This window comes from Vreelandella sp. 21 (assembly GCF_050995515.1).
Taxonomy (GTDB): Bacteria; Pseudomonadota; Gammaproteobacteria; order Pseudomonadales; family Halomonadaceae; genus Vreelandella; species Vreelandella alkaliphila.
In genome coordinates, this window is the sequence record NZ_CP194673.1 from 3,853,449 (window position 1) to 3,865,917 (window position 12,469).

Here is a 12,469-nt window from a genome sequence, read left to right on the forward strand (position 1 = left end):
TAAGTACGTTTTTAAGTACAATGGCCACCTTCAAATACAGTTATCTTCAAGTACCGTTATCTTCAAGTACAATGACTCCCTTACAATGCGGGCAAACTTCTCAAGAGCAAGTGTTTATGACCACCACACCTTTGCAAAACGACCGTTTTCTTCGTGCGCTGGCTCGCCAGCCCGTCGACCGCACTCCGGTGTGGATGATGCGCCAAGCAGGCCGCTACCTGCCAGAATATCGCGCCAGCCGCGCCGATGCTGGCAGTTTTATGGATCTGTGTCGCAACCATGACCTAGCTTGTGAAGTAACGCTTCAACCCCTTGAGCGTTACCCGCTAGATGCCGCCATTCTATTCTCCGACATCCTCACAATCCCAGATGCGATGGGGCTAGGGCTCTATTTCGAAACCGGTGAAGGCCCTAAATTCAGAAAAACCGTACGCACCCCAGAAGAGGTTGCAGCGTTAACGGTACCCAACGCCGAGCGCGATCTCGATTATGTGATGCGTGCCGTATCGACCATTCGTCGTGAGCTGAACGGCCGCATGCCGTTGATTGGCTTTTCGGGTAGCCCCTGGACGCTAGCCACCTACATGGTGGAAGGCGGTTCTAGCAAAGATTTCCGTCACCTGAAAACCATGCTTTACGATACGCCAGACACCATGCACCAATTGCTGGACACCCTGGCGCAGTCGGTAACTGACTACCTAAACGCGCAAATTCGCGCTGGCGCTCAAGCGGTACAGATTTTTGATACCTGGGGCGGTGCGCTTTCAACCCCCGCCTACCTGGAATTTTCGCTGCGCTACATGGAGCAAATTGTCTCCGGCCTGATTCGTGAACACGATGGCCGCCGCGTGCCGGTTATTCTGTTTACCAAGAACGGCGGCCAATGGCTGGAACACATCGCCTGTGCCGGCGCCGATGCGCTAGGTATCGATTGGTCGACCGAGCTTTCCGACGCTCGCTCCCGCGTGGGCCATAAAGTCGCGCTACAGGGCAATCTGGACCCCAACGTGCTGTTCGCCCGCCCCTCGGCCATTCGCGCCGAAGTGGCTCGCGTACTGGAGAGCTACGGCCACGGCCCGGGCCACGTCTTTAACTTGGGCCATGGCATCAGCCAGTTCACCAACCCTGACCACGTCACCGCCTTTATGGAGGCGCTGCACGATTTAAGCCCGCAGTATCATCAAGGCATTCCTACCCAAACGAACGCCCCTCGCCCAGGAGCAAAGTAATGAGCGATTTACGCGACGACCAGTGGTTTACCGAAGTATTTGATAGCCACGGCAGCGCTTTCTCGCTGAAAGTCACTGAGAAATTGCTGGATGTGCAAAGCCCCTACCAGCACCTGGAAGTTTATACCACGGAGACCTACGGCAACCTGATGGTGCTCGATGGCTGCGTAATGCTGACCGATCGCGACAACTTCCTCTATCACGAAATGATAGCCCACCCGGCGCTGTTCACCCATCAAGACCCCAAACGGGTGGTGATTATTGGTGGTGGCGACTGTGGCACGCTGAAGGAAGTGCTGCGTCATCCGGGCGTTGAAAAAGTGACGCAAATCGACATCGATGAAGAAGTGACTAAGGCCGCCGAGCGCTTCTTCCCAGCGCTGGTAGAAGCCAACGGCGACCCGCGTGCCGAGCTACTGTTTGCAGATGGTGTGAAGTGGGTAGACGACGCTGCCGATGAGAGCATCGACGTGCTGATTATCGACTCTACCGACCCGGTCGGCCCCGCCGAAGGGCTGTTTAAAACCGACTTCCTGAAGCGCTGCCACCGTATTCTAAAAAATGGCGGCGTGATGGTGCAGCAAAGCGAATCACCGCTTTACCACAGCGGCTCTATTATTCGCGAACTGCGTAACGACATGCGTGAAGCGGGCTTTGATAGCGTGGCCACACTACCCTTCCCACAGCCGGTTTACCCTTCTGGCTGGTGGAGCGTCACGTTGGCCGGTAAAGCGACCAGCGTTGAAAGCTTCCGCGAACAGGCTGCCGCTGAGCATAAAATGCCGCTACAGTACTACACTGGTGATGCTCACCGTGGTGCACTATCGCTGCCGCCTTTTATGCGTAAAGCCTTCGCATAACTTAGCGCCTGCGAATAGCCAAAAAGCCGAGCATTGCTCGGCTTTTTTTATGTGCTTACGTTTACTTGCCCTTTCACGTTAAGGAATAACAAATGAAAACCGTTCGTTGGTTGGGAGTAGGAATTGGTGTTTTAGTACCTGCGATGGCCATGGCCAGTACGCTGGAAACCGTTCAGGAACGCGATAGCGTACGTTGTGGCGTTAACGCTGCCCAGCCAGGCTTTTCGTCATTAGATGACGACGACCAATACCGGGGCCTGGATACCGATGTATGCCGTGCCATTGCCGCTGCGGCGCTTGGCGACGCGACAAAAGTAGACTTCGTGCCACTCGACTCGGTAGAACGTTTCACCGCGCTGCAGTCTGGCGAAGTCGATGTCCTATCACGCACCACGACCTGGACCTCGAGCCGTGACACGACGATGGGGATGAACTTTACCGGCGTAAGTTACTACGATGGCCAAGCCTTTATGGTGGCCAGCGATTTAGGCGTGCAAAGCGCTAAAGAGCTTGATGGCGCAGCAGTTTGTACCCAGTCCGGCACCACCAGCGAACTCAATCTTTCTGATTACTTTCGTATCAACGGCATGACTTATGATGCTGTCGTTTTTGATGCGCCTGAGCAATCTATTGCTGGCTTTGAAGCGGGCCGTTGCGATGTTTTAAGCTCCGACGCTTCCCAACTGTATGCCCAACGGATGCAGCTTGCTGATCCCGACATGGCGGTCGTGCTCCCTGAAATTATCTCGAAAGAACCGCTGGGCCCAGCCGTTCGTCAAAATGATGACCAATGGTTCAATCTTGTGAAGTGGTCGCTGTTTGCCATGCTAAATGCGGAAGAGCTGGGCATTACACAAGCTAACGTAGATGAACAGCTTAATTCGGAGAATCCTGATGTCATGCGCCTGCTTGGTCAAGATGGTGACTTTGGTGAGCCAATGGGCATCAATACCGATTGGGCGTACCAAATCATCAAGCAGGTGGGTAACTACGCCGATATCTTTGATAAAAACGTCGGTGCTGACTCTGACTTCAAGATTGCCAGAGGCTTAAACGCCTTGTGGAAAGATGGTGGCATTCAATACGCACCCCCTATTCGCTAATCCTGTTTATCTTTCAAACCCGTTAATCTGTAACGCTTAAACCTACTATTCTAAAACTATCAGCAACGTTAGCGACTCGCACCAAAATAGAGCAATCGCTAGTCGCTAATGTTCCTTTTTGCACCAATACTTTCGTATACAGCTGGCATTTTGCGTTGAAAAGCGCTGAATTTGACGACATATCCTTTCTGGCACCTTCCTTGCTAGCTTTTAGTGTCATGCATCTGCATGCATAACGACATTAAATCGAGTAAGGGGAACGACCATGATGAATAAAAAACACTTGGTACTGCTGGCCTCCGCGGGTGCTATCACGTTGGCCGGTGTCGCCACTGCTCAAGCTGATACGTTAGAAGACACGATGGAACGTGGCGCCGTACAGTGCGGCGTCAGTGACGGCCTGCCAGGCTTTTCCGCCCCGGACGATGAAGGTAACTGGCAAGGACTCGACGTTGACGTATGTCGTGCTGTTGCAGCTGCCGTTCTCGGTGATGCTGATGCGGTGAACTACATTTCTCTGAACGCTGTAGAGCGTTTTACGGCCCTGCAGTCTGGCGAAGTCGACGTACTTTCACGCAACACCACCTGGACCACCACTCGTGACACCACGCTGGGCCTCAACTTCACTGGCGTTAACTTCTATGATGGCCAAGGCTTTATGGTCTCCCGCGACCTGGGTATTTCCAGCGCATCTGAACTGGACGGTGCCGCTATTTGTATTCAGTCTGGCACCACGACTGAGCTAAACCTAGCAGACTACTTCCGTGCCAACGGCATGGAATTCGACCCCATCGTTTTCGATACCTCTGAGCAAACCGTGGGTGGCTTCCAGGCTGGCCGCTGTGACGTTCTCACCTCCGATACTTCCCAGCTAGCCGCACTGCGTATTCAGCTAGATGACCCGTCTGGCGCGATGATTCTGCCAGACGTTATCTCCAAAGAGCCGCTAGGCCCGGTGGTGCGTCAAGGTGACGATGTATGGTTTAACATCGTGAAGTGGTCGTTATTCGCCATGCTTAACGGCGAAGAGTACGGCATCACCAGCGAAAATGCCGAAGAGATGCTCAGCTCTGAGAATCCTGATGTTGCCCGCCTACTTGGCCAAGATGGCAACTACGGTGAAGGTATGGGCTTAGAAGCCGATTGGGCTTACAACATCCTGAGCCAAGTTGGTAACTACGGCGAAAGCTTTGAGCGCAACGTCGGTATGGGCTCTCCGCTTGAAATTGAGCGCGGCGTTAACGCCCTCTGGAATCAAGGTGGTTTCCAGTACGCACCGCCGATTCGCTAAGCGTCTCGTTTGACCCCGGCCCGCCGCCCCATTCTTCCAAGGGCATCGGCGGGCCATTTGATTGACCGTCCGTATCGCGGAGACGCCTTCCATGTCCGTAAGTCCTAACACTCGTCCCGCTGGCCACAAGCCGCCGTTTTGGCGAGATCGCGCCAAACGTGCGCTTATTTTCCAGCTACTCCTCGTCGCCGCTGTGGCAGCCTTTCTGCTCTACATTGTCGGTAATGTCCAAGACAACTTATCCGCACGTGGTATCACCACCGGGTTTGGTTTCTTGGGCAACACCGCAGGCTTTGGGATTGTGCAGAGTCTGATCGACTACTCATCTCAGAGCACTTATGGCCGTACCTTCCTGGTTGGCTTACTGAATACGTTGTTGGTGGGTGGCCTAGGGGTATTGGCCGCGACCATCATTGGCTTTATTGTTGGCATCGCCCGCCTGTCGCCTAACTGGCTGCTGGCGCGCTTAGCCACCGCCTATATCGAAACCTTCCGCAATATCCCGCTGCTACTACAAATTTTCTTCTGGTACTTTGCGGTATTACGCACGTTGCCAAGCGCCAGAGATAGCCTGGCATTTGGCGAGGCTCTCTTTCTCAACGTACGCGGATTGTATTTACCCCAGCCGCTGTTTGAGTCTGGCTTTGGCTTGATCCCTCTTACCTTCCTTGTCGCCATTGTTGCCAGTATTGCCCTGGTGATATGGAACAAGCGTCGCCATGAAGCCACAGGCAAACGCCTGCCGGCTTACTGGATCTCGTTTTTGCTGATTTTTGGCTTACCGCTGTTAGTGCTAGTTGCCACTGGCGTGCCGGTTACCTGGGAAATGCCGGAACTACGCGGCTTTAATTTCCGTGGCGGTATTACGGTAATCCCTGAGTTCCTCGCGCTTTGGCTGGCACTGTCGATTTATACCGCCTCCTTTATTGCTGAAATTGTCCGCTCTGGCATTCAAGCAATTTCGCACGGGCAAACGGAAGCTGCCCAGGCACTAAGCCTGCCACGTAACCTGGTACTTCGTCTGGTGGTTATCCCTCAGGCACTGCGCGTCATTATTCCGCCGCTAACCAGCCAGTACTTGAACTTGATTAAGAACTCGTCGCTGGCAACCGCCATCGGTTATCCCGACCTTGTCTCGGTGTTTGCAGGCACCACGCTGAACCAGACCGGCCAAGCCATTGAGGTTATTGCAATGACCATGGCGGTCTACCTAACCATCAGCCTGCTGGTGTCCATGTTTATGAACTGGTTCAACGCCCGAGTGGCACTGGTTGAACGCTAGGCCGACGGTGAGGATGTTTACATGATCCATAATCAAACAATCATTAAAGAGCGGCCAGCCCCCAGTAGTTCTGTCGGGGCGATTGCTTGGCTACGTACCAATCTGTTCAATGGCCCGATCAATACCATCTTTACCCTGATCGGGCTTTACATACTCTATTTGCTTGTTGTTCCCACCGTTCAGTGGGCGTTTTTGAATGCTGACTGGATAGGTACCACACGGGATGACTGCTCTCGGGAAGGAGCTTGCTGGGTCTTCATCAATGCACGCTTTACCCAGTTTATCTACGGCTTGTATCCCCGTGAAGAAATCTGGCGAGCCAACATCGTCTTTGCTGGCTTCTTTACGCTGATAGCCTGGCTAGCAATTCCCCGCCTGCCCCTCAAACGTTGGGTGGCGGTATTCGCTCTCGTCGGTTTCCCCATCGTTGCTTATGTGCTGCTGCACGGCGGCTACTTTGACATGCCTCGCGTGCCCACGCACCGCTGGGGTGGCTTAATGCTGACCCTACTGCTGGCCACCGTCGGTATGGTTGGCGCGCTGCCAATCGGCATTGTGCTGGCATTGGGGCGACGCTCCAATATGCCTATTGTGAAAAGCTTCTGCGTGGTCTTCATCGAGTTCTGGCGTGGGGTACCGCTGATTACGGTGCTATTCATGGCTTCGGTAATGCTGCCGCTTTTCCTGCCTTCCGATATGAGCGTCGACCGCCTAGTACGCGCACTAATCGGCTTAACACTATTCCAAAGTGCCTACATGGCCGAGGTTATTCGTGGTGGCCTGCAGGCCATCCCTAAGGGTCAGGAAGAGGCTGCCGCTGCGCTAGGCATGACCTACTGGAAGCGTATGGGGCTGATTGTGCTTCCTCAGGCACTGAAGATGATGATTCCTGGCATCGTGAACACCTTCATTTCGCTGTTTAAAGACACCACCCTGGTCATGATCATCGGGCTATTTGACCTATTGGGGATCGTACAAGCGGCGTTGGCCGACTCACGCTGGCTGGGCTTCTCGCTGGAAGGCTATGTCTTTGCCGCCTTCATGTTCTGGATCTTCTGTTTCAGCATGTCGCGCTATAGCCAGTATTTAGAACGCAAGCTGCACACCGGCCATAAGCGCTAACGCCGCTTTTATTAACGATTTTTTAGCAGGATAAAGACATGACTCAAGCAGCCACCAACATCTCTGGCCCCCCCACTTCTGACCTGATGGTTGAAATGCGCGGCGTTAACAAATGGTACGGCGATTTTCACGTGCTGCGCGATATCGACCTGGAAGTAAAGCGCGGCGAGCGTATTGTTATTTGCGGGCCTTCAGGCTCAGGCAAGTCAACCTTGATTCGCTGCATTAACCACCTGGAAGAGCACCAGCAAGGCGATATCGTGGTGGGCGGCGTACCGCTTACCCAAGACGTTAAGCGTATCGAGCAAATCCGCCGTAGCGTGGGCATGGTATTCCAGCACTTCAACCTCTTCCCTCACTTAACAGTGCTGGAAAACTGCTGTATAGCGCCCATGTGGGTGCAAAAAAAGCCGCGCCGCGAGGCGGAAGAAATGGCCATGCAGTACTTAGAACGGGTGCGTATTGCTGAACAGGCGCTTAAGTACCCGGGGCAGCTTTCCGGCGGCCAGCAGCAGCGGGTCGCCATTGCCCGTTCACTGTGCATGCACCCTGACGTGATGCTATTCGACGAACCAACGTCGGCGCTTGATCCAGAAATGATCAAGGAAGTGCTCGACGTCATGGTGGAGCTTGCTAATGAAGGCATGACCATGCTGTGTGTGACCCATGAAATGGGCTTTGCCAAAACCGTCGCCGACCGGGTGATTTTTATGGACCAAGGGCAAATTATCGAAGAAAACGCTCCTGAGCCGTTCTTTAATAACCCGCAGTCAGAACGTACCCAGCTATTCTTGAGCCAAATTTTGGGGCACTAAGTAAAGCAATTGATAAAGCAATGGGCCTCATTGAAGGCCCATCTTTGTATTTCGCTTATATCGAGCGGCGCCAACTCATCGACACAAGAGAGACCGTTCAAGATGGAAAAGCTATTTATTGACCGCGCCCCACAGCCGATTGCTCCCTTTTCGCACGCTTGCCGAGTGGGCGATTTGGTATTTATTACCGGCCAGATGCCCACCGTACCTGAAACCAACGAAATGCTGTTGGGCACCTTTACCGAACAAACTCATCGCGTCATGCAAAACCTAGCCATCGTGTTGGAAGAAGTGGGCAGTCGCTTTGAATACGTCGTGCAGTCACGCGTATTTATTACCAATATGGGCCACTTTGACGAGGTTAATCGCGTGTATGCCAGCTACTTCAAACAGCCGCTGCCAACCCGCACCTGTATTGGCGTCACCGGTCTTGCCGGCGGGGCCGATGTAGAAGTGGATATGATTGCCTGGATTCCACCCTCACCCGACTAACTCCCCAGCGGAGTAATGCTGGCAGGCTGCAGGGCAGGTTGCTCGCGGTGTTGCGTCAGCGGTTTATTGGCGAGCGCTGTGAGCAGTATCTGTAATGGGTCGCCATGACTCACCACCAACACCGTCTCGCCTTCGCAGCGACGCTCCAGCTGCTCAACAACTGCGCACATACGCTTGGCGACGTTACTTACCGCCTCCACCTGATGCTGTTGATGGCCAGCATCCTGGGCATCTAACGCCCATATGTCAGGGTAATGCCGATCCGATTGGCCATCGAGCTCACCAAAGTAGCGCTCACGAAGGCGCTCCTCTTTCTCCAGCGTTAAGCCAAACGCTTTAGCGACTCGATCAGCGGTTTGTGTTGTCCGCAAAAAGTCCGAGTGCACCACCTTGGTGGGCGTCGGCCAACGCCATTGATCAATGACGGTTGAGAGCTGCTCTTCGCCCAAAGGTGACAAGCCGAAATCGCAAAGCCCACGCCCAGGCGAACTAATAATGAGGCCTTGTTCATTCGCTTGGCTATGGCCATGGCGCATCAAAAGATAGCGATTTCGCCAATGGTAGAAAGTGGCTGTGAAAGTGTTTGACATATCTTTGTAATAAATCCTAGATTGAGAGAAATCGTTTTCGAAAAATAAACATCTAGCGCTACAAATGTCCACTTGCGAAACGCACGCGAAGTAAAAGAAGCGCTGAATTCGATAGTGGATAGCACAACACAAAAATAACGCACATAAGAGGCTAACTATGGAAACACCACGTTTCTGCAAGCGCCCGCTTGCCATGCTAGCGGCTGCATCACTGCTCCCCTTCGCACTCCTCTCTACCCATGCTTTGGCAGAGTGCGAGCGCGGTGACTTGGATCCGCTGTACTGCGATGAAAACGGCGACATGGTGGCTGATCGGCCAAGCGACGAGTCTGGGTGGGCAAACCCGGACACCCTTATTTTTGCTTATACCCCAGTAGAAGATCCGGCCATTTATTCGGATATCTGGCAGCCCTTTATTGATCATCTATCCGAGGTTACCGAACGCGATGTGCGCTTCTTTGCTGTTCAATCTAACGCCGCACAAGTCGAAGCCATGCGCAGCGGGCGTTTACACATTGCTGGCTTCTCGACTGGCCCTACCCCCTTTGCCGTTAACTTAGCAGGCGCGGTACCCTTCGCACTGATGGGGTCAGATGATGGTCAGTTCGGCTACACCCTGCAGCTATTTACCCACGTAGACTCAGATATTGAGAGCCTGGAAGACCTCAAGGGCAAGCGTGTTGCCCACACCTCACCAACGTCCAACTCCGGTAATCTAGCGCCGCGTGCCTTACTGCCAGAGCTTGGCATCACCCCCGAAGAGGATTACGACGTCGTTTACTCGGGCAGCCATGACCAATCAATGTTGGGCGTAGTCGCTCGGGATTACGATGCCGCGCCGGTGGCTTCTGAAGTAGTCGAGCGTATGGCAGCACGTGGCCTTTACGATGAGGAAGATGTGCGTCTGATCTACGAATCTGACCGATTCCCCACTACCTCCTATAACTACGCCCACAACCTACACCCAGATCTTGTAGAAAAAATCGAGGAAGCCTTCTTTACCTTCGATTTTGTTGGCACCGAGCTTGGCGAAGAGTTTGAAGGCGTCGAAAAGTTTATTCCGATTAATTACAAAGATAACTGGCAAGTGATTCGTACCATCCAGGCGGCTAATGACGTGAGCTATACACGAGAAAACCTGGAGTAACAGCGATTGCGCCGTCTCCGGCGGCGCAATTATTCGCCTTTCGATGGAAACAATCACATGCTGGAAATTACCAATCTGGTCAAACGTTATGGCCACAACGAGGCGGTGCTGAAGGGACTCGACCTTAAGGTAGAGGACAACAGCGTTGTTTCTATTGTCGGCGCGTCCGGTGCTGGTAAAAGCACCATGCTTCGCTGTATCAATCGCTTAGTAGAACCTACATCGGGCTCTATCAAACTCAACGGCACCGAACTGGTGAATGTGAAAGGCGCTGAGTTACGCCGTGCTCGGCGCAAAATTGGCATGGTCTTCCAGGGATTTAACTTACTTGACCGCCTCACCGTCATGGAGAACGTACTTGCTGGACGGCTTGGCTACGTTAATCTCTATCAAGCAATCTCACGTCGCTACCCCCAAGCTGATATAGAGCGCGCATTTACCCTCATGGAGCGCGTTGGAATTGCTCATTACGCTAATAAACGTGCCGATGAGCTTTCCGGCGGTGAGCGCCAGCGCGTCGGGGTGGTGCGGGCATTAATGCAAGAACCTGACCTGCTGCTGGCCGACGAGCCAACGGCATCGCTCGACCCGCGCACGTCCGAGCAGATCATGATACTGCTGCAGAGCCTTGCCAGTGAGCTTTCGCTACCGGTATTGATCAATATTCACAACGTTGCGCAAGCAAAAACCTACACTGAGCGCATTGTCGGCTTACGCCACGGCAAGATGATTTTTGATGGAGTGCCTGCGGACTTTAACAAAGACGCGCTAGATGCCATTTATGGTGGTATTGAAGCGCCTGACGATGCCATTACTGAGCAGCCCGATGCCCGCGTAGAGGAGCCACGACATGACGCCGTCTGACTCCCCTTCTCCCCCGCGCATCTGGAAAAAGCCGCCATTTATTGCCAACCCCATCATCCGTTACGGCATTTTTATTGTCGCTGCGATTTATCTGGTGTGGGCTTTCGGTTCTTTGCCGTTTAACTGGGCGCGCATTTCAGAAGGCTTACCGCGGGCAGCACGCATCTTTAGCGGGGGCTTTCCCCCCAGCCTAGAACGTTACGAGTTGCTGCTGACAGGCTTTAAAGAGAGCTTCCAAATTGCCATTCTCGCCACATTACTAGGCGTTTTTTTATCGATTCCTTTTGCGGTGATGGCCGCTCGTAACATCGCCCCGATGCCCATTTACGTGATTGGCCGCGCGGTCATTATTATCTCGCGCAGCTTTCACCCCGTGATCGTGGCTATTTTATTCGTGGCGGCCGTTGGTTTTGGGCCGCTGGCAGGTATTTTAACGCTGACTCTCTACTCCATCGGGTTTGTTGGAAAGCTGCTAGCAGAAGAGATCGAAGAGATTGACTGGGGGCAGGTAGAAGCCATGCGCGCGGCAGGAGCAGGCTACATTGCCACGCTTTATTACGCCGTCTTTCCACAAATATTGCCCCGTCAGGTCGGTCTATCGATGTACCAGCTTGATAGCAACCTACGCGCCTCTGCGGTGGTCGGCATCGTCGGTGCAGGCGGTATCGGTGGCACATTAATGAATGCCTTTGGTCGCTATGATTACGACTTCGCCTTTGCGATTCTACTGGTCATTATTGCGGTTATTTTACTGAGTGAAGGCATCAGCGGCTGGGTGAGGAAAAAAATATGGTAGATCACGCTCAGCAACTTGCCGACCGTGTTTGGCATCGCTACGACCGTAAAGAACGCTTAATCCGCTACGCTGTATTGCTAGGCACACTGATGCTGGTGTTCTGGGCGGTTCGCGATATTGATATTTTCTGGCCCTGGGTATGGGACGCTCCCAACCAAATGTCTAATTTGGGTGCGCGCATGTGGCCGCCCAGCGCTGCCGGGTTAAGCAATATTCTGAACGCGCTGCTCGAAACGGTACATATCGCAACGTTAGCCACATTTCTGACTATTTTTCTCGCCTTGCCAGTCGCCTATATCGCCGCCCAGAACACCACCCCCAATCGTGCTTGCCTATGGCTGGGGCGCTTTATTCTGGTCTCCAGCCGCTCGGTTAATACGATTATATGGGCGCTGTTATTCGTGGCTATTTTTGGCCCCGGCGTATTAGCAGGGATCCTGGCGATTGTGTTTCGCTCGATAGGCTTTATTGGCAAATTAATGGGTGAAGCCATTGAAGAAATCGACCGCCGACCGGTGGAAGCAATGGAAGCCACCGGTGCTTCCAAGGCAAAAGTGGTCGCCTACGCCATTGTGCCCCAGGTGATGCCAGCCTTTTTTGCCATCGTGATTCTGCGCTGGGATATCAACATCCGGGAATCCACCGTACTGGGACTCGTTGGCGCAGGTGGCATTGGCGTGATTCTACAAGGCGCTATCGACACCTTTGCTTGGCCGACAGTCGCTACTATTTTGATCGCGATTATCATTTTGGTACTGATAGGCGAAGCCATTACTAGCCTACTACGCAGCAAAGTGCTTTAACCCCTTTTTAGCTACGCAAGTGTTTGACCAAACGGCAAATGATTGCCATGGTTAGAGAGTAACTAACGACAAGGA

The 12,469-nt window shown here is 53.3% G+C and carries 13 protein-coding genes; 12 read left to right on the plus strand and 1 reads right to left on the minus strand.

Translation table 11 applies throughout. From position 1 onward, the window contains the following. The first annotated feature begins 116 nt into the window (after window positions 1–116). The 8 genes from hemE (at window position 117) to ACN06F_RS17460 (ending at window position 8,194) form a co-directional block, all read left to right on the plus strand. Window positions 117–1,229, plus strand: coding sequence for a uroporphyrinogen decarboxylase (gene hemE / locus ACN06F_RS17425; RefSeq protein ID WP_038479429.1), 1,113 nt, complete (start codon window positions 117–119; stop codon window positions 1,227–1,229). Next, entirely contained in the window at window positions 1,229–2,089 is an 861-nt protein-coding gene (gene speE / locus ACN06F_RS17430) for a polyamine aminopropyltransferase (protein ID WP_038479432.1), read from the plus strand. The genes hemE and speE overlap by 1 nt, the downstream gene beginning before the upstream one ends. Window positions 2,090–2,181: 92 nt before the next feature. Next, window positions 2,182–3,192, plus strand: coding sequence for an amino acid ABC transporter substrate-binding protein (locus ACN06F_RS17435; RefSeq protein WP_038479435.1), 1,011 nt, complete (start codon window positions 2,182–2,184; stop codon window positions 3,190–3,192). Window positions 3,193–3,457: 265 nt separating this feature from the next. Beyond that, a complete protein-coding gene (locus tag ACN06F_RS17440) occupies window positions 3,458–4,483 on the plus strand; it encodes an amino acid ABC transporter substrate-binding protein (protein ID WP_038479438.1) in 1,026 nt (341 codons plus the stop codon). Window positions 4,484–4,574: 91 nt separating this feature from the next. Then, a complete protein-coding gene (locus tag ACN06F_RS17445; protein ID WP_038479441.1) occupies window positions 4,575–5,765 on the plus strand; it encodes an amino acid ABC transporter permease in 1,191 nt (396 codons plus the stop codon). A 21-nt stretch (window positions 5,766–5,786) separates the two neighbouring features. Further along, entirely contained in the window at window positions 5,787–6,887 is a 1,101-nt protein-coding gene (locus ACN06F_RS17450; protein ID WP_095603451.1) for an amino acid ABC transporter permease, read from the plus strand. Between the two features lie 86 nt (window positions 6,888–6,973). Then, window positions 6,974–7,702 carry an amino acid ABC transporter ATP-binding protein gene (locus ACN06F_RS17455; protein WP_009723183.1) on the plus strand — a complete coding sequence of 243 codons (729 nt, stop codon included), beginning with the start codon at window positions 6,974–6,976 and terminating at the stop codon, window positions 7,700–7,702. A 102-nt stretch (window positions 7,703–7,804) separates the two neighbouring features. After that, on the plus strand, window positions 7,805–8,194 hold the full coding sequence (locus tag ACN06F_RS17460; RefSeq protein ID WP_095603450.1) for a RidA family protein: 390 nt from the start codon (window positions 7,805–7,807) through the stop codon (window positions 8,192–8,194). Here ACN06F_RS17460 and ACN06F_RS17465 read toward each other — a convergent pair. Beyond that, the gene (locus tag ACN06F_RS17465) at window positions 8,191–8,784 is read right to left on the minus strand and encodes a histidine phosphatase family protein (protein WP_433924423.1); all 594 of its coding nucleotides are present in this window, start codon (window positions 8,782–8,784) and stop codon (window positions 8,191–8,193) included. The genes ACN06F_RS17460 and ACN06F_RS17465 overlap by 4 nt on opposite strands. A 157-nt stretch (window positions 8,785–8,941) precedes the next feature. Here ACN06F_RS17465 and phnD point away from each other — a divergent pair, with 157 nt between their 5' ends. Genes phnD through phnE (ACN06F_RS17485) form a run of 4 tightly spaced genes read left to right on the plus strand, consistent with a single transcriptional unit; the run spans window position 8,942 to window position 12,394 of the window. After that, on the plus strand, window positions 8,942–9,931 hold the full coding sequence (phnD, locus tag ACN06F_RS17470; RefSeq protein WP_231657785.1) for a phosphate/phosphite/phosphonate ABC transporter substrate-binding protein: 990 nt from the start codon (window positions 8,942–8,944) through the stop codon (window positions 9,929–9,931). A 57-nt stretch (window positions 9,932–9,988) separates the two neighbouring features. Next, window positions 9,989–10,795 carry a phosphonate ABC transporter ATP-binding protein gene (phnC, locus tag ACN06F_RS17475; RefSeq protein ID WP_038479456.1) on the plus strand — a complete coding sequence of 269 codons (807 nt, stop codon included), beginning with the start codon at window positions 9,989–9,991 and terminating at the stop codon, window positions 10,793–10,795. Continuing rightward, window positions 10,782–11,591, plus strand: coding sequence for a phosphonate ABC transporter, permease protein PhnE (gene phnE / locus ACN06F_RS17480; protein ID WP_038479459.1), 810 nt, complete (start codon window positions 10,782–10,784; stop codon window positions 11,589–11,591). The genes phnC and phnE (ACN06F_RS17480) overlap by 14 nt, the downstream gene beginning before the upstream one ends. Continuing rightward, window positions 11,585–12,394 (plus strand): phosphonate ABC transporter, permease protein PhnE, encoded by an 810-nt coding sequence (gene phnE, locus ACN06F_RS17485; RefSeq protein WP_038479462.1) that lies wholly within the window; start codon window positions 11,585–11,587, stop codon window positions 12,392–12,394. The genes phnE (ACN06F_RS17480) and phnE (ACN06F_RS17485) overlap by 7 nt, the downstream gene beginning before the upstream one ends. Window positions 12,395–12,469: the final 75 nt, after the last annotated feature.

What these genes read in the sequence shown, in the direction of transcription:
- ACN06F_RS17450 (WP_095603451.1), top strand. Translation starts at nt 5,787, where the DNA reads ATGATCCATAATCAAACAATCATTAAAGAGCGGCCAGCCCCCAGTAGT.
- ACN06F_RS17465 (WP_433924423.1), bottom strand. Translation starts at nt 8,784, where the DNA reads ATGTCAAACACTTTCACAGCCACTTTCTACCATTGGCGAAATCGCTAT.
- phnE (WP_038479459.1), top strand. Translation starts at nt 10,782, where the DNA reads ATGACGCCGTCTGACTCCCCTTCTCCCCCGCGCATCTGGAAAAAGCCG.
- ACN06F_RS17445 (WP_038479441.1), top strand. Translation starts at nt 4,575, where the DNA reads ATGTCCGTAAGTCCTAACACTCGTCCCGCTGGCCACAAGCCGCCGTTT.
- phnC (WP_038479456.1), top strand. Translation starts at nt 9,989, where the DNA reads ATGCTGGAAATTACCAATCTGGTCAAACGTTATGGCCACAACGAGGCG.
- ACN06F_RS17460 (WP_095603450.1), top strand. Translation starts at nt 7,805, where the DNA reads ATGGAAAAGCTATTTATTGACCGCGCCCCACAGCCGATTGCTCCCTTT.
- ACN06F_RS17455 (WP_009723183.1), top strand. Translation starts at nt 6,974, where the DNA reads ATGGTTGAAATGCGCGGCGTTAACAAATGGTACGGCGATTTTCACGTG.
- hemE (WP_038479429.1), top strand. Translation starts at nt 117, where the DNA reads ATGACCACCACACCTTTGCAAAACGACCGTTTTCTTCGTGCGCTGGCT.
- ACN06F_RS17435 (WP_038479435.1), top strand. Translation starts at nt 2,182, where the DNA reads ATGAAAACCGTTCGTTGGTTGGGAGTAGGAATTGGTGTTTTAGTACCT.
- phnD (WP_231657785.1), top strand. Translation starts at nt 8,942, where the DNA reads ATGGAAACACCACGTTTCTGCAAGCGCCCGCTTGCCATGCTAGCGGCT.
- ACN06F_RS17440 (WP_038479438.1), top strand. Translation starts at nt 3,458, where the DNA reads ATGATGAATAAAAAACACTTGGTACTGCTGGCCTCCGCGGGTGCTATC.
- speE (WP_038479432.1), top strand. Translation starts at nt 1,229, where the DNA reads ATGAGCGATTTACGCGACGACCAGTGGTTTACCGAAGTATTTGATAGC.
- phnE (WP_038479462.1), top strand. Translation starts at nt 11,585, where the DNA reads ATGGTAGATCACGCTCAGCAACTTGCCGACCGTGTTTGGCATCGCTAC.